Consider the following 24411-nt stretch of genomic DNA (forward strand, 5'->3'; position numbering starts at 1 on the left):
GTATTAGGCTGCGCGCAGCTCATCATCCTGCTGAATCAAACTATCAGCAGGGATCCCCAACATAGAGTGCAACCTCCAAATCATCTTCAGTGTAAGGGGGCGTTTGCGATTTAATATTTCATATACGCGATTTAGGCCACCGATCATCGGCTGCAAATCCTTTGGACTCAAGCCGGATTGTTCCATTCTGAATTTAATTGCCTCAATTGGGTCTGGTGGAAGAATCGCATAGTGCTTGCTCTCATAAGACTCAATGAGCATTAAGAGGATCTCAAACCTATCTCCATCCTTAGTCCCAGGTTTTGGCTCATGATCAAAATAGTAAGACGCCTGGGCTAGGGCATCCTTGTATTCAAGCTTGTTACGAATGGGTTTTAATTCTTTCATTTTTCCTCCAACTGCACTGTGCAAGCATCAATTCGATCGTATGCAGCATGGCTACCAATAAATTTCACATATACCGCCCCAAAACTATAAGCAACTGCCACCACCAAACGGTAGGAATTTCCTTTGATATTAAAGACAACTCTGTTGCCTGCAATAAAACTCGCATTTCGATACTTATTCTTTATATCTTGCGGCCTTTTCCAACTTGCATGCGCCACCTCGTCATACCAAGCTTTAAGTGGCTGCTCGGCATCGGGATGAATACGCCAAAAATTTATTAGGTGTTTTCTGGCTATTATTCGCACATATTAATTTTAGTCCCAAAATGGGACTATTGCAAGTGGGGCCATATAACCCCATGCCAATTAAGATTTAAGCGATTTAAAATTACAAGTCACATGGATATTGCAGACATACTTCGCATCAAAACCACAGTCAGCATGGCTGAGCTAAAACGCAATCCTAAGAAGATTATTGGTAATGCAGACGATCTACCTATGGCCATCTTAAATAGCAACAAACCTAAGGCTTATCTTTTGTCAGCTAAGGCATATGAAGTGGTACTTGATTTTATTGATGATGCCTCACTAATAAAAAGTATCAAGGCTCGTAGGGGCGGCAAAACTATAAAAGTAAAGATTTAAGCCTTATTAAGCATTCTAGCTACATAGCGCGCAATCAAATCTACTTCAAGATTTACAGCATCGCCTTGCTTGAGATTACCCAACGTAGTGTTTTCCAAGGTGTGGGGAATGATGTTGATATTGATGATGCAAGCGGTTGCCGTGTCTTCGGTCTGATTGACTGTGAGCGATACACCATTCACAACAATCGAGCCTTTATAAGCCAAGTATTGCGCCAACTCTTTTGGTGCCTCGATGCGTAACAACCAGGATCCATAAGCATCATTAGCCACTTGAGCAAAATGCGCCACTTTACCAACACCATCTACGTGCCCACTAACTAAATGTCCGCCCAAGCGATCATTTAAGCGCATGGCTTTTTCAAGATTGACTGGACCGACCCTATCTAGACCAATGGTTTTATTCAGAGACTCACGAGAAATATCCAGAGCAAAAGAATTGCTGGTTAACTGGGTAGCTGTCATGCAAGCGCCTTGAATGGCAATGCTGTCACCCAAGGCAACATCATCCAAATAGCCAGATGGAACCTCAACAACTAAATGCAAGCCATCGCCCTTTGCTTGAGCACTCTTTATTTGACCAACCGCAGTAATGATTCCAGTAAACATAGGGGGATTTTAGTTCCGAATGATTCTTATTGCTTTTTAACTAGGCGTAAACGAAGATCTGGGCCAAATAGACTGTGATCTATCGCTTGCCATTCTTGCTTGCTTTCCAAGGAGCTCAAGGGTGACACATTGGCCATACCAATACCATCACCCATTAGGAATGGGGCGTAGTAGAGCAGTAGCTCATCTACACAATCTTCTCTGAGCAAAGAACCATTGAGCTTAAAGCCTGACTCAATATGAATCTCATTCATCTCACGCTCTTTAGCTAAATACGAGAATAGCTTTGGCAGATCCACCTTGCCAGATGGGTTAGCCATAGCAATAACTTCTATACCGCGCTCAGTAAATACTTGCGCTTTTTTCTGCATTTCAGGGCTGTCCAAGTTGGCACAAACAATGATGATGCCTGATTGATCAATGTTATTGAGAATCTTTGCTGCCAGCGGCGTTTCTAATTTGGAATCAACGATGATGCGCCAAGGTTGACGCTCAGTTTGAATATCTCGCACATTGAGGGTGGGATCATCTTCTTTAACAGTGCCTACACCAGTCACAATGGCACAAGCTTGCGCACGCCAATGATGGCCATCTGCTCTCGCTAATGGTCCGGTGATCCATTGACTACGGCCATCAGGCAAAGCTGTTTTGCCATCCAGGGTCGCAGCGATTTTCATGCGCACCCAAGGCAAGCCTCTAGTCATCCTTGAGATAAATCCTGGGTTCAATGCCCGTGCTTCTGCCTCCATTAACCCGCAATGTACTTTGATGCCAACAGCTGTTAAACACTCCAAGCCTTTACCCGCAACCAAGGGATTGGGATCAGACATCGCTACAAATACGGCTTTCGGTTTTGCAGCAATTAATGCATCGACACATGGGGGAGTTCGCCCGGTATGACTGCAGGGTTCCAGCGTTACATAGATGGTTGATCCCGTAGGATCATTTCCGAGTGATTTAGCGTTCGCTAGGGCTTGCACCTCAGCATGAGCGCTGCCTACCTTCTGAGTAAAGCCCTTACCAATCACTTTGCCATCTTTAACAATGACACAACCCACTCTAGGATTAGGGTTCGATAAATAAAGTGCTTTTTGAGCCTCGGCTATTGCCTCGCTCATGAACTGGTGGTCAACTGCGCTGTACATAGGGTCTATTAAACCATTCAATTGCAGCGCTTTGCATCTCTAGCAGGGTCACAGATTCGCCAGCGCCCTCCACTTCCCAAAATCATTTGGCGCTCCAAGTCGGGAGCCCTGCTATGACCAAGGATCAATCGATTAGCTACAAAGCCGCCTTGAGCCGTTTTTGCCGCACCAGCGGCATTAAACAGAATGCCCTTCTTGCCCGAATTGGGGTCGATGAATTGCTTGCCTCCACCCTTAAAGTAAACGGGGTCAATACTTCCCTGCGAAAACCAGGGCTTTTCGATGCAGCCCGGTTTGGCTGGCTTTTCGATGCAGCCACTTTTAACCACCCAACCCGCCTCCCACCGATCGCTAGAAATAGGCGCAAGGTAGACGGGTTGACCCAAATGTAAGGCCTGCTGACGAGCAAAGTGGGCATGAGCAATAAACCTTCTGGCAATAGTTTCAATTTCTCGAGCGGCAATTTGTTCTTGCAATAAAGGCATAGTCATCATCGCAACAATGGCAATGAGTAAAACCACAGCCATTAATTCAAGGAGGCTAAATCCAGATTTCGAATCCAACTTGCAGTTATTCAAATACTTGTCGCCAGTTCATGCGAGTGACTATGCCAGATGTTGCATCAATCACAACACCAATCTGAATCGCCGGCTTCTCTTTGCTCGAAATCAGCCAACGGTTTTTACCGACTGATTGAACAAAGCAAACATTCTCTTCCAAATTAGCAAGAGTGGTTAAATTTTTCTCGCAGTCTAAGACTGATTTTTCAGCAGCAAGAAAATGTTTCTTGGCTACTTCCATTGTTTTTACTTCTACGATACGTAATGCACTCAGTCTCTCTAAATACGCAATGAGAGATGAACAGAGCAAGAGCAGCGATATCACCCAAGCCAATATCACAAGAGATTCCGCGTCGAAAAAGTTCTTTCAAGATCTAGGTTGAGCTTAGCTCCATCAGTCATTTGTAGCTTGATCTTAAAAAGTCTTGATGCCGATGATTGCTGGGTGTGAGAGGGGTTCAACTCTTCTATCAAAAGACTATTGACTCCATTCATTAAGGTGGTGTTTTGAATGCGTCCCTGGCGATCGAGCGACTGACAAATTAGCGAACCGCCATTGACTTTCTTACCTTTGGGAATGCCTGCCTGATAATCCACCAAGAATCCTTGCATGGCTAAGTTATTTTTTGTGCGATCTTGAGTAAGTGCATTACCAATGCAATCAAAATCTGTACCAGCGGATAATTCATGACGAATGATCAATGAATCCGATCCACGAAATCCCGACCTTTTTTCAACCCGAAGAAATGAATCATCGTTTTTTTGATGTCTTATTTTTTGTCCTGACTTTTGGATTGGGATTTGAGCGGTTTGAATATTTCGATAACCAGCCATACGAATCGCTCGGCCAATTAATTCAAACGCACGATCTGCTTCTGAAATTAATGCTTGTGATTTTTCATACTCAATTTGCTTAATTACCAAATCAGCGCTTGTCTTTAAGAGAGGGTTGAGTAGAAGCGCGCATAGAGCGATTCCGACTAGACATTCGAGCAGACTCATTACTTAGGGCTTTTTTGGGTAGATTGCTATTGGTCCTGCTGTGTTCTTGTATTTCAAAAGCATCCGAATCCTTTCTGAGTTGAGCTCTTTTACTTTCTTGTTGTGTCAGAGTTAAAGCGAGGCGCTGATAAACGCCCACCGATGTCATCCAAACTCCCAAAATCAGGGCCATTGCGACCAGAACCTCCAGCAAGATGAATCCCTGGCCATTTTTAGATCTCATTGGAGGCTGGGGTGCTTTATAGGGGGCATTGCCCATTTTCAAAGGCAGTCTTGTGGACTGAAACTCCGAACCAAGGCTCTTGCTGTCAGAAACGCGGGATATTGAGGTAGGACAGCACTGTAAAGGGCTCCTGAGCTTAAAATAGAGGGCTATGCCAAATACCCTTGCCTCCACTGAAGAAATCATTGCCGAGCTCCGCGCCGGCAAAATGGTGATCCTCGTCGATGAAGAAGATCGTGAGAACGAAGGTGATTTAGTCATAGCCGCCGATCATGTCACCGCTGAGGCTGTGAATTTCATGGCAAAACACGGCCGTGGATTGATTTGCTTAACCTTGACGCGCGAGCGCTGCCAACAACTCAACCTACCTTTGATGGTTCGGGATAACGGCACATCCATGGGAACGAATTTCACAGTTTCTATCGAAGCAGCTAGCGGAGTAACTACAGGCATCTCAGCGGCTGATCGTGCGCTCACCATTAAAACTGCTGTGGCATCAAATGCCAAGCCCAGTGATTTAGTACAACCTGGCCATATTTTTCCACTGATGGCACAGCCTGGTGGTGTACTTATACGCTCAGGACATACTGAAGCGGGTTGCGACTTGGCAGCAATGGCTGGATGCTCAGCAACTTCCGTAATTTGTGAAATCATGAAAGACGATGGCAGCATGGCACGTCTTCCAGATCTTCTAGAGTTTGCGAAAGAGCATCAATTAAAAATTGGCAGCATTGCAGATCTCATTCAATACCGTAGCCAACATGAAAGCATTGTGGTTCGCGAAGGTACCCGTGAATTCATTACCCCTTGGGGAAAATTCCAAGGCATTATTTATCGTGATACTCCTAGCTCATGCATTCATATTGCATTAGTGCATGGCAAGCCTTCTGAAGCTCAAGAAACCTTAGTGCGCGTGCATGAGCCAGTCACTGTTTTAGACTTCCTGGACTCCAACGTCAGCAATCATTCATGGCCGCTAGCGAAGGCCTTAGAGCAAATTGCCGCTTCACCGGCTGGCGTAGCCGTGCTCCTCAATGCCTCTGGCATTGCCGCCCCTAATGATCAAGATTGGTTAGCGCAATTTCAGAAACTGAATCAATCGCAGGAAGAAAGCAAGAAACCGTTGGCCAGAAAAACTGATTTTAGAAGCTATGGTATTGGCGCCCAAATATTGAAAGATATTGGTGTTGGCAAAATGCGCTTGCTTGCCAACCCAAGTCCTGTGCCTAGCCTTTCTGGTTATAAGCTCGAGGTTACAGGTTACAAGCCGTACACTTCTTAAATTCCATTAAAGCCTGAATATTTTAAAGATTGATATGACGAGTTCCACTAATGATTTTGTAGGCGTACTAGAAGCTGATCTCAATGGTCAAGATCTCCGTATCGGTGTTGTGCAAGCACGCTTTAATGAAGATCATTGCGTTGCCCTAACCAATTCCTGTATCAATGAATTAATTTCTCTTGGGGTTTCCCAAGCGGATATCAAATTGGTGACTGTTCCTGGCGCGCTAGAGATTCCATTTGCCCTCCAAAAAATGGCCGAGACTGGTGAGTTTGATGGCTTAGTTGCCCTAGGTGCAGTGATTCGTGGTGAGACCTATCACTTTGAATTAGTCTCCAATGAATCTGCTTCTGGCATCACTCGTATCTCGATTGACTCTGGATTACCAATCGCCAATGGTGTGCTCACTTGCGACACTGATGAGCAAGCTCTTGCTCGTGTTCAGGTAAAAGGCGCAGAATGTGCTCAAGCAGTAGTGGAGATGGCAAATTTAGCCTTGGCATTAACTCCTGATATTGATATCGAAATTAACTCGAGTGAAGAAGAATAATTCGCATGTCTACATCTAGCCAGAACCCACTAAGCCCTCAAGCCGCCAAGGAAGTAAAGCCTGCTCCAAAGCGCTCACTGACACCACGTCGTCGCGCTCGTGAATACGCCCTCCAGGGTGTTTATCAAAGCCTAGTCATGCGTCGTGCTGGCAGCATCCCTAATGGCGCCTCCATTGCCAAGCAGCTTGCTGAAGACCCCGCATTCCGTCGCTGCCAACTTGATCTCTTCCAAGGTATTTTTGATGGCGTACTGGCTCGTACCGATGAGCTGGAGGCGATTATTACCCCAGCATTAGATCGCCCTATTAACGAACTTTCTCCAGTGGAGCACGCAGCATTACTCATTGGCGCCTATGAACTAGCTATCGACCTTTCGGTACCTTACAAAGTGGCCATCAATGAAGCGGTTGAACTTGCTAAAACCTTTGGCGGTACTGATGGCCATAAGTATGTCAATGGCGTTCTTGATCTACTTGCCCAAAAGCTTCGCACCGCCGAGACTCAGGCAGGCTAAACACCCCCTAACTAGCAGCAAGGAATCCAGCCTCCAGGCCCTAAAAGCTTGGGGGCTATTTTATTTATTGAGGGATAAAATGATCTTCATCCATACCAAGGTCAAACATCATGCAAAAAGTAGACATTCGTAGTCAATTACAAGATTCAAGTCTTTTTAGAGAAGAGGCTTTTATTGATGGCCAATGGATTGGCTATCAAAATACCTTCGCAGTTTCTAATCCAGCCACTGATGAGATCATTGCTTTGGTAGCGAACTTAGAAACCAAAGATGCTGAGCTTGCTATCGCCGCAGCTGAAAAAGCCCTGCCTGCATGGCGCAGCAAATTGGCCAAAGAGCGGGCGCACATTATGCGCAAGTGGTTTGACCTCATTATTGAAAATACACAAGATCTTGCAAAGCTCATGACGCTCGAGCAAGGCAAGCCTCTAAGTGAAGCTGCTGGTGAAGTTGTTTATGGCGCTTCATTTGTAGAGTGGTTTGCTGAAGAAGCGAAACGCGTAGAGGGCTCCATTCTGGGTACAACCTGGAGTGACAAGCGCCTCATGGTCTTAAAGCAACCGATTGGTGTATGCGTAGCTATTACGCCATGGAACTTCCCCATTGCCATGATTACGCGCAAGATTGCACCGGCATTAGCGGCGGGATGCACCATTGTGATTAAACCTGCTGAATTGACGCCGCTATCCGCTTTAGCTCTGGCTGAACTTGCCAAGCGTGCCGGCATTCCGGATGGGGTAATTAATATTGTGACTGCCGATGCTAATCAATCGATTGTGATTGGCAAAACCCTTTGCTCCTCTCCTACAGTTCGTCATCTTTCCTTTACAGGTTCGACTGAAGTGGGTCGCATCCTAATGGAACAGTGTGCGCCAACTGTCAAAAAACTTGCTCTGGAGTTAGGTGGGCATGCACCGTTTATTGTCTTTGAAGATGCCGATATCGATGCTGCTGTCAGTGGTGCCATGGCTTCTAAATTTAGAAATTCTGGTCAGACCTGTGTTTGTGCAAATCGCTTTTATGTTCATAAAAAAGTACATGATCAGTTTGTTGAAAAGTTTGCTAAAGCACTAGCTGTTATTAAAGTCGGTAATGGGATGGAGACTGGTATTACTCAAGGCCCCCTGATTGAAACGGCCGCTCTTGAGAAAGTACAAAAGCATGTTGCTGATGCACTTAGCAAAGGTGCCAAGCTGGTTACTGGTGGCAAACAGTCCATTGAAGGCAAGAACTTTTATGAGCCGACCATTCTGGCTAATGTAAGTAGTCAAATGTTGATTACCTATGAAGAGACCTTTGGGCCGATAGCGCCAATCATTCCTTTTGAGAGTGATGAAGAGGTCATCCAGTTAGCCAATAGCAGTCAGTTTGGTTTGGCATCGTATTTCTATAGTCGTGACATTGGCCGTGTTTGGAAAGTAGCTGAGGCCTTGGAGTATGGGATGGTGGGGGTTAATACCGGATTAATCTCTAACGAGGTTGCGCCCTTTGGTGGCATTAAGCAATCTGGTCTAGGACGCGAGGGTAGCGTCTACGGTATGGATGAATACCTTGAGATGAAATACGTCTGTGTGGGCTTATAAGCCTGCAGATCTCTTTTTATTAATTTATTTTTTAGCTACTTGGTTTATTTTTTCTTGTAGACCAAATCCCAAACACCGTGGCCTAGCTTGACGCCACGGTTTTCAAACTTCGTCACTGGACGATAGTCTGGGCGCACGACATAACCCTGATGCTCGGCATTGAGCTGTTCTAGGGTAGGCTTAAATTCATTGCAAACCTCGCCGGGCTTAGCAACATCCTCAGCGGTGAAAGTTTCTACCTTCATCAATTCGCTAGAAGTATTTTGTATAGTATTTTCAGCATTCAGAACCAACAGCATTTGCTCGGCATAGTTATGCCAATCGGTAGCTAAATGTAAATAGCCACCCGGCTTTAATCTAGAGACTAAAAGTCTTACAAATTCAGACTGAATTAAACGACGCTTATGGTGACGCTTCTTATGCCAAGGATCAGCAAAGTAAATATGAATGCCATCCAAAGAAGTTGGTGCAAGCATATGCTCAAGTACCTCTACAGCGTCATGGCGAATGAGTCTGAGATTAGTGAGATGGATTTCACCGATTAGCTTGAGTAAAGCACCCACGCCGGGAGGATGAACTTCGATTGCCAAAAAATCAGCTTCTGTTCTGAGAGCTGCAATCTTGGCGGTTGTCTCACCCATTCCAAAGCCAATCTCCAATATCTTTGGCTTGCTTGAACCTTGGAATGCCTCATTTAAATTGAGATTAGATGCTTGGTAAGGAAGTAAAAACCGAGGGCCTAACTCATCAATCGCGCGCTGTTGACCAGCAGTCGTTCTTCCCGCCCTTAAAACAAAGGAGCGGATACGCTCATCAAAGCGCCTTCCAGATGCAGAGCCATCAACCATTACTTAGGCCACTACCTTCTTAAAGTAAGCAATCGTCTCTTTTAGGCCATCTTCTAGATTGACCTTTGGTTGCCAACCAAGCTTCGCTTTTGCGAGCTCGATATTCGGTTGACGCTGCTTTGGATCATCAGATGGCAAAGGTTGATGAATGATCTTTGATTTACTGCCTGAGAGCTTGAGGATCGTTTCAGCTAACTGGAGCATCGTGAACTCACCAGGATTACCAATGTTCACCGGACCTGTAAAGCCCTCTTCTGAGTTCATCATCTTAACCATAGCGTCGATTAAGTCATCGACATAGCAAAAGCTTCTGGTTTGCTGGCCATCACCATAAATCGTGATGTCTTTGCCTTGCAATGCTTGCACAATGAAGTTGCTCACGACTCGGCCATCATTAGGGTGCATCCGTGGGCCATAGGTATTAAAGATACGTACGACCTTGATGTCTAAGTTGTGCTGGCGGTAATAGTCAAAAAACAGAGTCTCAGCGCAGCGCTTACCTTCGTCATAGCAAGAGCGAATACCAATGGGGTTGACCTTACCCCAGTACTCTTCTGGCTGAGGGTGCACCTCTGGATCGCCATACACCTCGCTAGTGGAGGCTTGGAGAATGCGAGCTCTGGTTCTTTTGGCAAGTCCGAGCATATTAATAGCGCCATGCACACTCGTTTTAGTGGTTTGCACCGGATCATATTGATAGTGCACTGGAGATGCTGGGCAAGCGAGGTTGTAGATCTGATTGGTCTCTACATAGAGCGGGAAAGTGACATCGTGACGCATGAGCTCCAGGCGAGAGTTAGGCAATAAATGCGCTAAGTTCTCTTTGGTGCCCGTGAAATAGTTATCCACCACCAAGACATCATTACCATCTTTAAGGAGCTTCTCAGTTAAGTGAGATCCCAAAAAGCCGGCGCCACCGGTGATGAGGATTTTGTTCATAGTTCGTCTTTTTTAATAAGGGTATTTAGATGCACTAGCTAATAGTCTTTTTTGGGGTATTCCAGCCTGCAGATCGATAAGCATAAACAACCTCAGTCAGCACAATGGAGAGGGATGTCATAAAAAAGATGAGGCCTAATACAAAAGTCCAGATGACATAAGTTGTTTGCAATGAGCGCACAGCACCCGCTTGAAAGAAAAATAATTCGAGAACAGTCAACGAAATAAAGACACCACTGAGTACATCAAAAAATATGGCTGCCGTACAAAGACGACCTCGAATTTGGGCTTCATTAGCCTCTGTATTCAGATGCTGTAAGAGTGCAGCATCTGTTACCTCGCCTCGATCGATAGAGTGACGAATAGCGCGCATACGATCTACTGATCGCGCTAGACGACCAGAGATAGCATTAATTAAAGTAGCTACAGCAGTCAACAAAAATACAGGGGCCAATGCCAGCTGAATATTATTGGTAATTGCGTCTATTGATGCATCCATGAGAATTTCCTGAGCTTTTTACGTCACTTAAAGATTAATGGGACCAAGCGATTAAGCCAGTATAGGAAGTAAATAAAACCAGCAATCCAAATGCAATGCGATACCAAGCAAATGGAATGAAGTTATGGTGGGCCACATAATGAATTAACCAGCGCACACAGACAAACGCTGAAATAAACGCAGCAATAAAGCCCACAACAGTAGCGAGAGTAAATTCTCCAGAGAAGGCTACCGGTGCTTTCCAGAGCTTAAGCAGCTCGTAAGCGGTGGCACCACCAATGACTGGAATAGCCAAGAAGAATGAGAACTCAGTTGCAACAGCGCGAGGCAATCCAAATAACATGCCCCCAATAATAGTTGCGCCCGAACGCGATGTCCCCGGAATTAAGGCCGCACATTGCGCTAAGCCTACTTTGAGCGCATCCAAAGGAGTGAGGTCATCCACTGATGTAATGTGACTAGATACATCAGCTCGATTTTGTTGGCGACGTTCGGCCCAAAAAATAATGAGCGCGCCCACAATAAATGCGCTAGCCACTGGGATTGGTGAAAACAATACCGCCTTAATATGTTTTCCAAATAAAAAACCCAGACCCATGGCCGGAATGGAAGCGATCAATAAATTCAGCACAAATCGACGGGCAATGGGACTATCAGAGAAAGAGGTGACAACTTTGATAAGCCTTTGGCGAAACTCCCAGCAAACCGCCAAAATGGCGCCAAACTGAATAATGACCTCAAAGGCTTTGCCTTGATCGTTATTAAAGTCGAGCAAATCCCCGACCAATATCAGATGCCCGGTACTGGATATCGGCAAAAACTCCGTTAATCCCTCGACCACCCCCAGAATGACTGCTTTAAGCAACAAAATTAGATCCATGGACCAAATTTTATAGGTATATAGGGACAACTCAGAGGATTTGGCAAAATAGCGTCTAAATGAGCATTTTGAATAAATTAGCCTTAAACTGCATGGCACATTGAAAAGTATCCGAATTACATGACCCCAACCCGCTTTAGACTTTCCCGACTTACCGCCTTTGGTTTGATCCTAAGTCAGGCGCTCGGGCTTGGCACCTGGTCTTTTGATGCTCTAGCCCAAAGCCCGAATGCCGCTTCAAAGCCCGCTTTACCAACCCCAATGAGTGCTTCCACTCTGATTGGACTTGAACAGCCGCCTCAGATAGCCCCGCTGCCCAATAAAACTGCATTGCCAGAAACTCCTGCCCCATCCTATTTGGGAAACAGCAAGTCTGGAGTCAATAACGCTCAATTTAACGATCTCATTCAGCTCTATCAAGATGCTGCATTTAGCGATCCGGTATTGAATGCTGCACGCTTTAACTATCAAGCCAGCAAAGAACTCTACTGGCAAGGTCTCTCTTTATTGCTGCCTCAAGCGAATGCAACCCCGGGTGGTACTCGCTACTATCAGCATGGAGCCGGGTCAACCGTAGTCTCTAACAATGCAGGAAATTCTCGCGTCTTCGATCAAAAAAGCTATACCGTCACATTAACCCAACCCGTTTTTAATGTGGGGGCGCTGGAAGCCTTTAAACAAGGTGATCTCAATACGAAGATCGCTGATATGAATTTCTTTCAAGCTCAGCAAGATCTGATACTGAGAGTTTCTCAAGCCTACTTTGATGCACTCACCAGCCAAGACAATGTGGCGCTTTATCGTAATAAAAAAGAGTTGATTAAGCAGCAGCTAGATGTTGCACAAGCGAAGTTTGATGCTGGCCTTGCAACCATCGTTGATGTCAATACCGCTCAAGCTAGCTATGACCTTACCGTTTCTCAAGAAATTGCTGCACAAGCAGATTTGATCGTTAAAAAGGGGGTCTTAGAGCAGTTGGTCGGGCACCCCGTTGGCCCCCTGAGGCCTTTGGTTAAAGCGGCCAAAATTGATGGTGTACTCAAAGATCCTCGCAGCAAGAATAAGGAAGCCAAAAATACATCCTTTGTGGATAGCGTCAATCCAGTGCTTCCTCCAGGCCAAACCTTGGATGACTGGATTAACCAAACAGAGGCAGCCAATTTCAAAGTATTAGCAGGTCAACTTTCAGTGAATTTGGCTGAGAGTACTTACCGCGCTGCTCAGGCTTTGAACTATCCCTCCGTTAATTTAGTGGGCACTTCTGGCTACAACACCTCTAACGGAACACCAAATAATTACTCGCCTGCGCAAACTAATGTCTATAACAATACACTTGGACTGCAGATGACCATACCCATAGTATCGGGTGGCTATAACATTTCCGTGATCAGACAAAATGCTGCATTAGTAGATACCGCGAAAGCCAACTATGACAATGCAAGACGCACTGCATCACAAAATACGCGCGCTGCATTTACTGGCTTCTATGGCGGTCTAGCTAGCGTGAAAGCATATGAGGCTGCGGAAAGATCTGCAGAATCTGCTGTTGAATCTAGTCGATTAGGCTTTCAAGTGGGCACTTTAATCAATATTGATGTGCTCATTGCAGTCGACACTTTATTTACAACACGCTCTCAGTTACAACAAGCGCGTTACAGCACGGTCTTAAACGCCCTCAGACTTAAAGCAAGTGCATCGACCTTATCAGACGAAGATCTGATGGCTATTAATTCTTTACTGCGTTAAGACTCTTTGAAGCGATCTAAGAGTAGTAAATCCAAAGAGGCTTGAATCACTTCCTCAACATGAGGTGATGCCTGAATATCACCCACATTGTGAATATTGCCAGACCAGTAACCTTCGGTCTTCCATCTTGGTGAATCGCAATAAATTTCAACTGTTGGCTTACCTAATACAGCGGCGAGATGTGTCAGGCCAGTATCAACGCCAACTGTGAGTGCGGCGTTTGCAATCACAGAAAAAGCCTCCTCAATTGAGAAGGCACTTGGAACCATTGCACCAGGTATTTGCTTGGCAATAGTGATGCTAACGTCTTTCTCAGCCACATTACCCCATGGCAGCACCACTTGATAACCCTTGCTGACAAGCTCATTGCCTAGGGCCACCCAGTTTTGATTAGGCCAACGCTTTGCCTCTCGGGCTGTTGAATGGAAACACAAAATATAAGGTGCTTTGAACTGGTCAGCAACTTTTATTGGAGACTTACCCAGGGAGTCAACATAGCGCTTAGGGTAAAACTGAGGAGTACTCGCACGATCAATCCGTTGCCAATCTAAGGCGGAGCAAGTGACCCAGCGGGAGCGATCTACTGCGTGGCACTGAGTGGGTACTTGCACAGACTGACTATAGAAAGCTCTCGCTATAGGCTCGTAACCTGAGAATTGGGTTGCGTTAGCGAGGCCTGCCACCACAGCATTTGAAGTCTTGCTAGCTAGTGAGCAGACGATGGCCGATTTGAGTAAGCCTTGAGTTTCCACAACGACGTCATAAGTTATTTCTTGAAGCGCGTTTTTAAAAGCGAAAAATTCTTTCCAGGTAGACAGCTTAAAAAGATTCTTTTTCCAGCGGCGCAATGCAAATGGAATAATCCGATCAATTCCTCTAAAGCCATCTCGACTTAACAGAGGCTCCAGAAGATGAACGCAGCCCTCTTCTACCACCCAATCAATTTGGGCATGAGGTAATCGTGAGCGCAAATCCCAAACAATGGGCAAGTTATGAAGTACATCCCCAAGCGAGGAGAGCTTCACCAACAAAATCTTGGGATTTGAAGGGAGATGCTTTGAATTGGTCGAAGATAAATCGCTCATATGAGCATTATCTTATCTTTTCTAATGTGTCTTGCTGGTGTTAGAACTTGGGCGCATCGTCCCACAATAATCCAGCAGTATCCTTCGCATTCATATTGGGCTGAACGCCAGCAGGCAATGGCCACTCAATACCTATCGTTGGATCATTCCAGGCCAGACAAGCCTCGCTCTGTGGGTGATAGTAGTCAGTCGTTTTGTAAAGAAATTCTGCTGTAGGTGTGAGCACCAAAAAGCCATGTGCCAATTGGGCGGGAATCCACAATTGCTTGTGGTTTTCTGCGCTTAACTCAACGCCAACCCATTTACCGTAAGTTGGCGAATTTTTACGAATATCCACAGCCACATCAAACACACTGCCCGCAACGACTCTTACTAACTTTCCTTGAGTCTGCTCCAACTGGTAATGCAGGCCACGCAACGTCCATTGACGAGAAAAGGAATGGTTATCCTGCACAAACTCAACATCAAGACTAGTGGCATGAGCGAAATCTTCGGCATTAAATGACTCAGTAAACCAACCGCGTTCATCACCAAATACCTTGGGCTCAACAACATAAACATCGTGAATAGCAGTAGGTGTAATCAATAACTTAGAGGACATACTTACCCAATAATTTTTTTATGAGACAAGGCAACAGGTTGAGCAGAATTATTCAATTCGCTCAGAATTTTTCCAAGATACTGACCATAACTATTTTTACTGAGTTGATTGGCCACCTTTTGTACTTGATCTGCAGTAATCCAGCCTTGGCGGTAAGCAATCTCCTCTGGGCAAGCCACCATCAAACCTTGACGTTTTTGCAAGGTAGCAATAAATCCTGCGGCATCCAATAATGAATCGTGTGTTCCAGTATCTAGCCATGCAAATCCGCGGCCCATGATCTCAACACTAAGCTCATTCTTTTCAAGATATACGCGATTCACGTCAGTAATCTCAAGCTCTCCACGAGCACTTGGCTTAATGGATGCAGCGATATCGCATACCTGATTGTCGTAAAAATACAAACCCGTGACCGCATAACTACTTCGAGGCTTCAGCGGTTTCTCTTCAATTGAAAGTGCTTTGTAATCTTTATCAAATTCCACTACACCATAACGCTCAGGATCGTTGACATGATAGGCAAATACTGAAGCGCCAACCGTGCGCTCATGTGCACTATTGAGTTGATCAACTAATTCATGTCCGTAAAAAATATTGTCGCCAAGCACTAGAGCGCTAGGATGATTTCCTACGAAGTTTTTACCTAAGGTAAAAGCCTGAGCCAATCCATCGGGGGAAGGTTGAACACAATATTCAATATTAAGACCCCACTGCGAACCATCGCCCAATAACTCTGAAAAACGAGGGGTGTCGTGCGGAGTAGAAATGAGGAGAATGTCGCGAATACCAGCCAGCATTAGCGTGCTTAATGGGTAGTACACCATAGGCTTGTCGTAAACCGGCATCAACTGCTTAGAAACTGCCTGAGTCACTGGATAGAGACGAGTGCCAGACCCGCCGGCCAAGATAATGCCTTTGCGATTTACAGCCATTCAATTACCCCTAATTTCAGCATCTCAAACCAGCTGCAGATCTTTAAATCAATCCTTTTGAGGCCAGCTTGGATACATATTCTTGAACCATGCCATCCCAGACTGGGAAATTTGGCGTATTTTGGGGTTCATTATAAGAGTTTGAAGGGTTTGAAAGTCTATTTTGCAGGGCAGAGCGTAATTTTGCAGTCTCCATACGTGAATTCATGGGTCTAGGTGCTGGCAAAGGGTATTCGACGGCCAGAATAGGCTTAATAGCCTCTGGCTTGGCTTTGAGTTCTACGCCAGCATTAAGTGCGGCCTGAACGGCAAAACTAGCTAAACCATGCCAAGTAGTCTCACCTGCTGGAACGGCATGATAGATACCCGATGGAAAGGGTTTTAGCTTCAATTGAGCATCTAGCGCTAAATCCAGACTGACCTGAGCAAGCCATTTTGCGCTAGTGGGTACACCATGTTGATCATGAATCACTTTTAACTCTTCACGCTCTTTAGCCAAACGCAACATGGTGCGGATAAAATTACCGCCATCTCCATAAACCCAGCTAGTACGAAAAATAGCAAAACGACCTTTGGATGAGTTTGCAAATACTTCCTCTATTGCCTCTTCACCCGCAGCCTTACTTTTGCCATAGATACCCAATGGATTACGAACATCTTCTTCAATATAAAAGCCATCTTTGCTACCATCAAATACATAGTCTGTTGAGTAGTGCAAAAAGGTAGCGTTATTTTCAGCGGCATACTGCGCCATTAACTCTGGAGCTTTTGCATTCACTGCATAAGCTAAATCAATCTCCGTTTCTGCTTTATCAACCGCAGTGTAAGCAGAGGCATTAATAATGAGGTCGGCTTTTACAGCATCTAGCTGCTTAAGCACCATTGCAGCTTGACTGAGATCACACTCAGATCTACCAAGGTAAGAGACCTTAATATTTTCGGCAGCAGGTAATTGATCAAATAACGCTTTAAATGCTTTACCCAACTGCCCATCTTTTCCTAAGACCAGAATATTCATTGGTGAAATTATGCGGTGTACTGCTTTTGTAGCCAGTCACGATATGAGCCACTAACAACACCTTCAATCCAAACTGGATTATCCAAGTACCACTGAACTGTTTTACGAATACCCGTATCAAAGGTCTCGGCTGGCTTCCAGCCTAACTCACGCTCAATCTTGCTGGCATCAATAGCATAGCGACGATCATGGCCTGGACGATCTTTGACAAAGGTAATTTGGTCAGCATAAGACTTGCCATCTGCACGGGGCTTCAGCTCATCCAGGATATGGCAGATGGTATGAACAACATCAAGATTCGCCTTTTCATTCCAGCCGCCGATATTGTATGTTTCACCCAATTTACCTTTAGCTAATACTTCGCGAATGGCTGAGCAGTGATCGCCAACATACAACCAGTCACGGATTTGCTGGCCATCGCCATAAATTGGCAATGACTTACTATTGAGAGCATTCAATATCACCAAGGGAATTAATTTCTCCGGGAAATGATAGGGGCCATAGTTATTAGAGCAATTAGTGGTGACAACAGGGAAACCATAAGTGTGAAACCAGGCGCGCACCAAATGATCAGATGCCGCTTTAGAGGCTGAGTAGGGGCTATTAGGCTCGTAAGTATTTTTTTCAGTGAAAGCCGGATCAGTTAAAGATAAAGAGCCATACACCTCATCGGTTGAGACATGATGAAAGCGAAACCCCTCTTTGGCTGCACCCTCAAGCGTATTCCAATATTCACGAGCACACTCCAATAAATTAAATGTGCCAACAATATTGGTTTCGACAAAATCTGCAGGTCCATGAATAGATCGATCCACATGACTTTCTGCTGCAAAATTGACGATTGCACGTGGTTTGTATTCTTTGAGTAACTTAGTGACTAAGGCTTTATCACCAATATCACCATGCACGAATACATGACGGGGGTCATTCTTCAAAGAATCTAGGGTAGCCAGGTTGCCGGCATAGGTTAATTTATCCAAATTAACTACACCTTCATTTTCTGAAACCTTCAACCAATCTAGGACAAAATTACCACCAATAAAGCCAGCACCGCCAGTTACGAGAATCATATAATTTCCACTTAATTTTGCTTGGTATCTACTGACGTAGATTATGATTAATATATTAGTATTTAGATTATAAAGTTTCCGGTAAATCCCTCTAAAAATCATGTTTGAAGATGAAAATAAGGAGGTCAAGATACTCAACCACTAAAAGACGCTATTTCACTTTAGCAATAGGAATCTCCATTCTCCATGCAAAAAATTGTCCTATTTAGAATTAGCAGCAAAGGCTATCCCAAGGTCAAGGTAGATGGCATCAATAAATACGACTCCCTCAAGAATCTCACTGAGACTTTTCAGGGCTGGAAATTGATTTGCGTCGCTGACAACTGCGATGAGGCTTTAATTGAACACCTCAAGACCCATTATCAATTTGACCAATTGATTGAAACGAAATTAGGCAACCCAGGATCATTCTGGAAGTTATATGAGATTGCCCTTGAAATAGCGAAAGATGATGACATCTTTTACTTTATTGAGGATGACTATCTTCATCTTCCCCAAGCGCCTATGGCCCTCGAAGAGGGATTGCATTATTTTGATTACGTAACCCTCTACGATCATCCGGATAAATATAAGCTCCACCATGGTCCTATCAATCCCTACGCTAAACGCAATCAGTACTCTGAACTTACTGAGGTAGTAGCAGGACCCACTCAATGGTGGCGTACTTCAAACTCGACCACCATGACTTTTGCAGTCACAGGGAAGACTCTTAAGGCAGATGCTGATATTTGGTCTATTACTAAAACGGCAAAGAAAGATTTTGATTTTGATACTTTCTGCGTCATCACCAAGCAACCCATGATGGCTAAATCAAGATACATCAAGCAAATTCCTCGTCGACTCCAGTTTTGGTTAAAACCCAAGCGCTACCTTGGCATCAGCATTCCTGGTTTAGCACTGCACCTAGAGCAAGCCTACCTTAAGAAGAATGATGAAGCTCGCTTCTCTTTGCCACCACAGACATATCCGAGCAAAACTAAATAAAAGTTACGCAAGAATGAAGCCCAAGCTACTAGACGTATTTTTGTTCTACAACGAGCTCGACTTACTCAAAGCTCGACTGGAGTACTTGGGGCCCATTGTTGATCAGTTCATCATTTCCGAAGCAAATGTAGACTTCTCTGGGCGGCCAAAAGAATTTTTATTAAGCCAAGAACTCGTAAAGACGCTGCCTTTTACAGAGAAGATTATTTATCACCGCGAACACCTCAATTTGAATTCTATTTCTTGGTTATTTAAGAAATTCAAATATCGCAATCGCATCACTCGCTTTCTCTGGAAAATTCAAGATGCCCAAAGAAACTCCACACTCACGCCATTAAAGCCATTCAATTCTAATGACATCGTTATTTTTAGTGATTTAGATGAGTTTCCTAGTGAGACGGCAATTCATGAGGGCGTTAAGGCGTTGCAGTCAGATCGCTTTAATCATCCAGAGCCTCATGCTTACAGTCTTGATCAGACTTTTTATTACTACAACCTGAACAATGCAGCCCCGGATGAAAAATTCTATGGCTCAGTCATGACTTCATTGGGTACCTTTAGAAAATTCCTCCCCCATCGATTTAGAAGTGGGAAAAATGATTTTGAACACATCCCGTCGGGGGGGTGGCATTTCTCCTACTTCATGGATGAAGAAAAAATTCTCAACAAGATTTATGCCATTAGTGATGTTGAGAATTTAAGTAATTACAAGAACATCACTACCGAAGAAATTCAACAAAAAATATTGTCGGGATCAGATCTCTATGATCGAGGAACAAGCCTTAACAAACTTGAGTATAAAAAAATCCCCGATAGCGTGATCGGGGTCATTCAGAAATATCTACCAAACTGCGCAAAAATTATTTAAGTTAATGGTCTAAATCTTCTTTAGATCTATTGGCAGTCAAAATAATCACCGTAGATCCCACGCTCAGGAAGAAAATAGTCGCCTCAAAGTATTGCTTATAAGTAATTTCCGCAATCATTCCAAATGGAATATATGCTAAGCAAACTATTACCCAAGGTAAAGAAATCGGAGACTTACTTTTTAGCCCAAAGTAAATAATCGACAGCATTGCAGAGAAAATCAAAAGTAATCCTGGAATTCCAAATGCCAAACCAAAATCAATCCAACCACTGTGTACCTGTCCTTGGTGCTCATGAGGGATCTGCGCTTGCTCCTGAAGGCCTTTAAAGGATTGATTAATGGAGCCATACCCTAATGGGTATTGTGAAATTAGCCTAACTCCCTCAGCAGCATAAGCGAACCTAGAGTACGTATTGAGAGCGGCTTCAACACCGTTACTATTTAAAGGTGCGGGAACACTACCCTCGCGCTTTTGCCATTGTTTATTTCCATCAATATCAAGCCCCAGAGCTGCATCTTGAAAAACGGTATCCCAGCCTCGGTATGCAGAGGACTTATGACCCTCCCAAATGCCGACAGATAATAGTAGGATGACAGCAAGGACGATAGCCGATAGCGTCCTTGATCCACCCCGATGAAAAATGGAGTTGATCACTACTACAACAGCCAAGAACACGCATAAGCCTAGGGCTATGGCGATGCCATTTTTCGTGCTTGAGACTAAAGCTGAAACTAAAACCAAGGCTAAACCCAATACCCACCACAAAATCTGGAGTGCCTTAGATTTATCAATCTTACCTGCCATTAGATGAATAAGATTGCAGGTAGCTATAGCAGCGGCAATCGCTCCAAAATATGCCGTTTCGATTTTGGCGAATAGAAAAAATACGAAAGCATTCGGCTTTACTAATCCATGATTTAGATATGATGCCCAGCAATAGGCAAGTACATTAATTACCGGGGTTAAAAAGAGAGCAATATAAAAGTAAAGACGCAATCTGGCATGCTTCACAATCGCAATTCCTAACCCAACCGCAGCTACTGCCCCTAATAAAGCTCGTATCCAAAGACCTTTGATCTCAGATAGTTCTAACTCGGGATTTAAAGAGAAAAAAGTGTAGTGAATAAGTACCCAAACAAATAAACCAAGGATGCAAAACAGGGGAAGAAAGCTGGAATTTACTAATCGCAATTTTGCCCAGTGATAGCGAATCAATCCAATTGCGGAAATGCAGGCAGTAACCAATAAAAGATGACGAAGAGCAATAGTATTGGGGATCACCCAAATTAATAGCAAGCCTACAATACTAGCTACTGAAGTAATAGCAAACTGGTTCTCGGTAATTTTCATATGCTTAAGAGCTTAGCTGCCAAAATTTTAGTTTTATGAATTGCCGGCGCATCTTCCACCTAAAGCGTACTTTTCCAGCAATCTCTTTTGCCAGGCCCATCCTGCCCTGTTCATGTAGTGAGGCAATCAAATCATAACTATCTAAGCCACTCAAATAATTTTCGGGTAATATTTTGATAAATGCCTTTAATTCGGCGTCATTTAATACTCGGCCAAAATTAAAGAAGCCATGAAATCCAAATGCTGCATGCCATGCTGTGCGCTCAACTGCAAACTGCTCCGCAATATTGACTGGAGCAATCTCAATGCCGCATTGCTCTAAAAAATCCTTGTTATCTGCGCAGATGCAGTAATCTTCTGGATGCTTTTTGACAAAACCTGGTTGCTGAATTATCTGCAGTAGCTTCTTGGATCGCAAAGAGAAGCCGCCATTACCAACTGGGGTTTCTGGATGATGCGGCCAAACCGGCCCAATATAGTCATATTGCAGGAATTCATCGCTCCAAAGCTGGGGATGAATGACAAAACTATCCCACTGAATAACGAGCACATGACTACTATCAATATATTGATTAATACCCGTCAATAAAAGCTCAGAATAGTCTTTTGTGGTTTTGATTGGCGGTGCTTGGACGTACTCAATGCTGGCCCTTTTAGCGCTAATGCGATCTAAATTCGTGATGAGCACTACCTTGGCGAATTGCGTAGTACTCAAGCATCTATCAATTGCCCAATGTGCCAACTCCGGCTCACGTGTCTCTACACACAGCAGAGTAACATTGGATAAATTCAGCATTAAATTAGATAAATCCAAGCAATAGTGACAACTTAAATTGGGCCTTCTTCAAAATACGCTTGACTGATCTCCACACTCGAGAAGCAAAACTCTTATTCGAGGGGCCATAATCTCCCCAGCTCTCCCAGTTTGACTGATATACCACTCCTAAGTAGTCATGGGCAAGCAGTAACTCTTTATATCCTAGCACTTGATGAGCCCACAACTGATGCTCATAGTGATAGTGCATAAATAATTGCTCACGCGGATAGATTGGGATTGCCCTGAAGTTAATCAGTGACTCGCCATACCAAGTGAATTCTGAACCGCAAAGCAGCACAGCATCTAAGAAGTTCATATGATTTGGAGTCAGGTAATTTTTGTCCAAAGACTCCCATACTTTTCCGCTCCATAAGAACGGGGCATATCCAAAATCGTACGTAACGCCCTTGCGGCCCAATGCAGCCTTGATAGGCTCACGATCAGCCAAAAAGTGTTGACGGATCTTTTTAGGTCCAAAACGCTCTGTCGCCTGCAATACATCACGCCCCTCATGAATCACGGAGTAAGGGATATCGTCTTTAAAGATGAAATCCCTTTCATCAAAATCACGAATAAAGATACAGTCTGAATCTAGGACTAAATAATTTTCGGAGATACCCAATCTCCAGAACTCAGACTTAATGACTTGCTGCCTTAAGCCACCACGAATCTCATATAGTTTTTGTATATCGAGTTTTGGGTTAGCTTTAAAGATGTCTTGCTCATCAAAAATGGTAACTTCAAAATCCTTTAAATACTCTCTAAATAAATCCATATCCTCAGCGGGCACTGAAATATAGAAGGGGATATTCCCTTTATTGTGCTTTTGAATACTTTGCGCAAGCTTGACTGTTCTTTTCAAGTCTTTACGGAAGGTGCAGCAATACAAAACAATATTCAGCATAGTTAACTTAAGGAGTAAAGGGGTTGTTCGGTTTCTAGCTTACTGGATGGTATTTAAGATTGTAGTCACGGCTTGCTCAACCCCAATCGGTTGACCCAGTGGGCTCGCTAGTTGCTTTTGCTCCCAATCTAACCAGATTCTTTCTAAAGCCATGGCAATACCGACAACATCACCTTCATGGCTTAAATAGGCGCCGCGCTCAGATAGCATTTGATCTAGCTGAGGATTTCGGTGGGTAATCCCCCAAATTGGCCGATTGGCCCATAAATACTCATAGAACTTGGATGGGATATATTCAGCGCACCATTCATCGTTGCCGTGCAAGAGAATGAGCACGTCAGCGCTCTGCATCTTCTCAACCACCCGCTCTCTACCAGACTTGCCGGAAACGGGATCTTTTTCAAGGCGCCCATGAGCTATCAAAATATCTTCAAAACTATAATGCTCTATTGCCCCCATTGTTAACACATCCAATGGAGCGCCATAAGCATGAACTCGAACACGATTGCGCGCATCTGGATATTTTTTTATCAGAGCATCCATCGCATTCAGAATGGTCGCCAATGACCGATCTTTCGCCAAAGATCCAAAATGACAGAGATTTAAATGCTCAGAGTACTGATGAACTTGATCTTTGCTCAAGCTACCGGGTGGCTCAGCACCAGGAAGCACCATAAAACCATGTGCACCAGCAGGTGTATTTAAATTAGTGTTTCGAACCTTGGCATAGTGCAATGCGCCATCGGTAAACCACCAAGCAAAATCAGCAAATCGAATAATTTGCCTTTCCAAGTATTGACGAAAGCGCGCATCTCGATTCTTGGGTTTACTAAGCCCCTCATCTGAAGGATTTTTACGGATCACTAATGGATCATGAACTTCCACTATCCATTGAATACCCGTTACCTTCTTTAACCATAGCCCCGCCAAATGGGCAGACCATGCGCCGCCAGTCGAATAGACCACGTCAATCTGGCCAGCACGGATCAGTCGCAGCCCATGAATAAAAGCAGGCATTGCCCAAGACCACTGACTGGAATACCCTAAGCATAGCTTTTCTAAGCCAATGAACGGTGCCAGCAGTATGGAAACTGTTCTCGTCAGTAATTTATATAAAAATCCTCGACCGTACTGATTTGCGACCCAATGACGAAAATCAAATCGAAATGCTGCCGGCCCCCATGCCAGAAATTGACGATGTGGGAAGCGTTGGTCTTTTATTCCAGTAATCGCACTAAATACAATAGGCTGAATGTCAGCCGCTAGTAAATAAGGAATCTTGTCAGTAATCGTTTGGCTTGCAGCACGACCATCCATATTGAAGCCATGGGACAAAATAAGCCAACGTTTTTTTGACTGCATGCCGATGA

Annotated in this window: 28 protein-coding genes; 8 read left to right on the plus strand and 20 right to left on the minus strand. The window is 44.3% G+C overall.

Annotated elements, in window-relative coordinates:
* Nucleotides 1-3 precede the first annotated feature (3 nt).
* Both ICN40_RS05540 and ICN40_RS05545 read right to left on the minus strand, forming a co-directional pair.
* Nucleotides 4-387: a type II toxin-antitoxin system HigA family antitoxin gene (locus tag ICN40_RS05540; protein ID WP_072583302.1), complete on the minus strand. Its 384-nt coding sequence runs from the start codon at nucleotides 385-387 to the stop codon at nucleotides 4-6.
* Entirely contained in the window at nucleotides 384-692 is a 309-nt protein-coding gene (locus ICN40_RS05545; RefSeq protein WP_216242699.1) for a type II toxin-antitoxin system HigB family toxin, read from the minus strand. Before ICN40_RS05545 ends, ICN40_RS05540 begins: the two co-directional genes overlap by 4 nt.
* A 93-nt stretch (nucleotides 693-785) precedes the next feature.
* Between ICN40_RS05545 and ICN40_RS05550 the strand changes: the two genes are divergently transcribed.
* Nucleotides 786-1031: a type II toxin-antitoxin system Phd/YefM family antitoxin gene (locus ICN40_RS05550; RefSeq protein WP_216242701.1), complete on the plus strand. Its 246-nt coding sequence runs from the start codon at nucleotides 786-788 to the stop codon at nucleotides 1029-1031.
* Here ICN40_RS05550 and ICN40_RS05555 read toward each other — a convergent pair.
* From ICN40_RS05555 to ICN40_RS05575, 5 genes are read right to left on the minus strand one after another with little or no spacing between them, the layout of a single operon-like run.
* Nucleotides 1028-1639 carry a riboflavin synthase gene (locus tag ICN40_RS05555; protein WP_216242703.1) on the minus strand — a complete coding sequence of 204 codons (612 nt, stop codon included), beginning with the start codon at nucleotides 1637-1639 and terminating at the stop codon, nucleotides 1028-1030. The genes ICN40_RS05550 and ICN40_RS05555 overlap by 4 nt on opposite strands.
* A gap of 26 nt (nucleotides 1640-1665) precedes the next feature.
* The gene (ribD, locus tag ICN40_RS05560; RefSeq protein ID WP_216242705.1) at nucleotides 1666-2784 is read right to left on the minus strand and encodes a bifunctional diaminohydroxyphosphoribosylaminopyrimidine deaminase/5-amino-6-(5-phosphoribosylamino)uracil reductase RibD; all 1119 of its coding nucleotides are present in this window, start codon (nucleotides 2782-2784) and stop codon (nucleotides 1666-1668) included.
* 17 nt (nucleotides 2785-2801) lie between these two features.
* On the minus strand, nucleotides 2802-3347 hold the full coding sequence (locus ICN40_RS05565; RefSeq protein WP_255561213.1) for a Tfp pilus assembly protein FimT/FimU: 546 nt from the start codon (nucleotides 3345-3347) through the stop codon (nucleotides 2802-2804).
* Between the two features lie 7 nt (nucleotides 3348-3354).
* Complete coding sequence (locus ICN40_RS05570) at nucleotides 3355-3654, minus strand: hypothetical protein (protein ID WP_255561214.1); 300 nt, start codon at nucleotides 3652-3654, stop codon at nucleotides 3355-3357.
* A 26-nt stretch (nucleotides 3655-3680) separates the two neighbouring features.
* On the minus strand, nucleotides 3681-4346 hold the full coding sequence (locus ICN40_RS05575) for a hypothetical protein (RefSeq protein WP_216242709.1): 666 nt from the start codon (nucleotides 4344-4346) through the stop codon (nucleotides 3681-3683).
* Nucleotides 4347-4720: 374 nt separating this feature from the next.
* On the opposite strand from ICN40_RS05575, the gene ribBA reads away from it, so the two are divergent.
* From ribBA to ICN40_RS05595, 4 genes are all read left to right on the plus strand, one after another.
* Entirely contained in the window at nucleotides 4721-5851 is a 1131-nt protein-coding gene (ribBA, locus tag ICN40_RS05580) for a bifunctional 3,4-dihydroxy-2-butanone-4-phosphate synthase/GTP cyclohydrolase II (RefSeq protein WP_216242710.1), read from the plus strand.
* Nucleotides 5852-5885: 34 nt separating this feature from the next.
* On the plus strand, nucleotides 5886-6401 hold the full coding sequence (gene ribH / locus ICN40_RS05585; RefSeq protein WP_072583310.1) for a 6,7-dimethyl-8-ribityllumazine synthase: 516 nt from the start codon (nucleotides 5886-5888) through the stop codon (nucleotides 6399-6401).
* Nucleotides 6402-6406: 5 nt separating this feature from the next.
* A complete protein-coding gene (nusB, locus tag ICN40_RS05590) occupies nucleotides 6407-6916 on the plus strand; it encodes a transcription antitermination factor NusB (RefSeq protein ID WP_216242711.1) in 510 nt (169 codons plus the stop codon).
* A gap of 110 nt (nucleotides 6917-7026) precedes the next feature.
* Nucleotides 7027-8499, plus strand: a complete 1473-nt coding sequence (locus ICN40_RS05595) for an NAD-dependent succinate-semialdehyde dehydrogenase (RefSeq protein WP_216242712.1) — start codon at nucleotides 7027-7029, stop codon at nucleotides 8497-8499.
* A 44-nt stretch (nucleotides 8500-8543) separates the two neighbouring features.
* On the opposite strand, the gene trmB is transcribed toward ICN40_RS05595, so the two are convergent.
* Genes trmB through ICN40_RS05615 form a run of 4 tightly spaced genes read right to left on the minus strand, consistent with a single transcriptional unit; the run spans nucleotide 8544 to nucleotide 11665 of the window.
* The gene (gene trmB, locus ICN40_RS05600; RefSeq protein WP_216242713.1) at nucleotides 8544-9347 is read right to left on the minus strand and encodes a tRNA (guanosine(46)-N7)-methyltransferase TrmB; all 804 of its coding nucleotides are present in this window, start codon (nucleotides 9345-9347) and stop codon (nucleotides 8544-8546) included.
* Nucleotides 9348-9350: 3 nt separating this feature from the next.
* The gene (locus ICN40_RS05605) at nucleotides 9351-10286 is read right to left on the minus strand and encodes a UDP-glucuronic acid decarboxylase family protein (RefSeq protein WP_216242714.1); all 936 of its coding nucleotides are present in this window, start codon (nucleotides 10284-10286) and stop codon (nucleotides 9351-9353) included.
* Nucleotides 10287-10320: 34 nt separating this feature from the next.
* Complete coding sequence (locus tag ICN40_RS05610) at nucleotides 10321-10785, minus strand: DUF2721 domain-containing protein (protein WP_216242715.1); 465 nt, start codon at nucleotides 10783-10785, stop codon at nucleotides 10321-10323.
* A 34-nt stretch (nucleotides 10786-10819) separates the two neighbouring features.
* Nucleotides 10820-11665: an undecaprenyl-diphosphate phosphatase gene (locus ICN40_RS05615; protein WP_216242717.1), complete on the minus strand. Its 846-nt coding sequence runs from the start codon at nucleotides 11663-11665 to the stop codon at nucleotides 10820-10822.
* 120 nt (nucleotides 11666-11785) lie between these two features.
* On the opposite strand from ICN40_RS05615, the gene ICN40_RS05620 reads away from it, so the two are divergent.
* Complete coding sequence (locus tag ICN40_RS05620) at nucleotides 11786-13411, plus strand: TolC family protein (protein WP_216242718.1); 1626 nt, start codon at nucleotides 11786-11788, stop codon at nucleotides 13409-13411.
* Here ICN40_RS05620 and waaC read toward each other — a convergent pair.
* The 5 genes from waaC to rfbB are packed head-to-tail and all read right to left on the minus strand — an operon-like array spanning nucleotide 13408 to nucleotide 18117.
* Complete coding sequence (gene waaC, locus ICN40_RS05625; RefSeq protein WP_216242719.1) at nucleotides 13408-14496, minus strand: lipopolysaccharide heptosyltransferase I; 1089 nt, start codon at nucleotides 14494-14496, stop codon at nucleotides 13408-13410. The two genes, ICN40_RS05620 and waaC, sit on opposite strands and share 4 nt — an antisense overlap.
* Before the next feature lie 40 nt (nucleotides 14497-14536).
* A complete protein-coding gene (gene rfbC, locus ICN40_RS05630) occupies nucleotides 14537-15097 on the minus strand; it encodes a dTDP-4-dehydrorhamnose 3,5-epimerase (protein WP_216242720.1) in 561 nt (186 codons plus the stop codon).
* 2 nt (nucleotides 15098-15099) lie between these two features.
* Complete coding sequence (rfbA, locus tag ICN40_RS05635; protein ID WP_216242721.1) at nucleotides 15100-16029, minus strand: glucose-1-phosphate thymidylyltransferase RfbA; 930 nt, start codon at nucleotides 16027-16029, stop codon at nucleotides 15100-15102.
* A gap of 43 nt (nucleotides 16030-16072) precedes the next feature.
* The gene (gene rfbD, locus ICN40_RS05640) at nucleotides 16073-17047 is read right to left on the minus strand and encodes a dTDP-4-dehydrorhamnose reductase (protein WP_216242722.1); all 975 of its coding nucleotides are present in this window, start codon (nucleotides 17045-17047) and stop codon (nucleotides 16073-16075) included.
* An 8-nt stretch (nucleotides 17048-17055) separates the two neighbouring features.
* On the minus strand, nucleotides 17056-18117 hold the full coding sequence (gene rfbB / locus ICN40_RS05645; protein WP_216242724.1) for a dTDP-glucose 4,6-dehydratase: 1062 nt from the start codon (nucleotides 18115-18117) through the stop codon (nucleotides 17056-17058).
* A 186-nt stretch (nucleotides 18118-18303) separates the two neighbouring features.
* Here rfbB and ICN40_RS05650 point away from each other — a divergent pair, with 186 nt between their 5' ends.
* Nucleotides 18304-19101, plus strand: a complete 798-nt coding sequence (locus tag ICN40_RS05650; RefSeq protein WP_216242725.1) for a hypothetical protein — start codon at nucleotides 18304-18306, stop codon at nucleotides 19099-19101.
* 13 nt (nucleotides 19102-19114) lie between these two features.
* Entirely contained in the window at nucleotides 19115-19969 is an 855-nt protein-coding gene (locus ICN40_RS05655) for a hypothetical protein (protein ID WP_216242727.1), read from the plus strand.
* A 1-nt stretch (nucleotide 19970) separates the two neighbouring features.
* Here the strand turns inward: ICN40_RS05655 and ICN40_RS05660 are convergent, their stop codons facing one another.
* Genes ICN40_RS05660 through ICN40_RS05675 form a run of 4 tightly spaced genes read right to left on the minus strand, consistent with a single transcriptional unit; the run spans nucleotide 19971 to nucleotide 24403 of the window.
* Nucleotides 19971-21320, minus strand: a complete 1350-nt coding sequence (locus ICN40_RS05660) for an O-antigen ligase family protein (RefSeq protein ID WP_216242729.1) — start codon at nucleotides 21318-21320, stop codon at nucleotides 19971-19973.
* 4 nt (nucleotides 21321-21324) lie between these two features.
* The gene (locus tag ICN40_RS05665; RefSeq protein WP_216242731.1) at nucleotides 21325-22116 is read right to left on the minus strand and encodes a DUF5672 family protein; all 792 of its coding nucleotides are present in this window, start codon (nucleotides 22114-22116) and stop codon (nucleotides 21325-21327) included.
* Nucleotides 22117-22120: 4 nt separating this feature from the next.
* Complete coding sequence (locus tag ICN40_RS05670) at nucleotides 22121-23041, minus strand: DUF6492 family protein (RefSeq protein ID WP_216242733.1); 921 nt, start codon at nucleotides 23039-23041, stop codon at nucleotides 22121-22123.
* A 39-nt stretch (nucleotides 23042-23080) separates the two neighbouring features.
* Nucleotides 23081-24403 (minus strand): glycosyltransferase, encoded by a 1323-nt coding sequence (locus tag ICN40_RS05675; protein WP_216242736.1) that lies wholly within the window; start codon nucleotides 24401-24403, stop codon nucleotides 23081-23083.
* Nucleotides 24404-24411 lie beyond the last annotated feature (8 nt).

This window comes from Polynucleobacter sp. Fuers-14 (assembly GCF_018882045.1).
Taxonomy (GTDB): Bacteria; Pseudomonadota; Gammaproteobacteria; order Burkholderiales; family Burkholderiaceae; genus Polynucleobacter.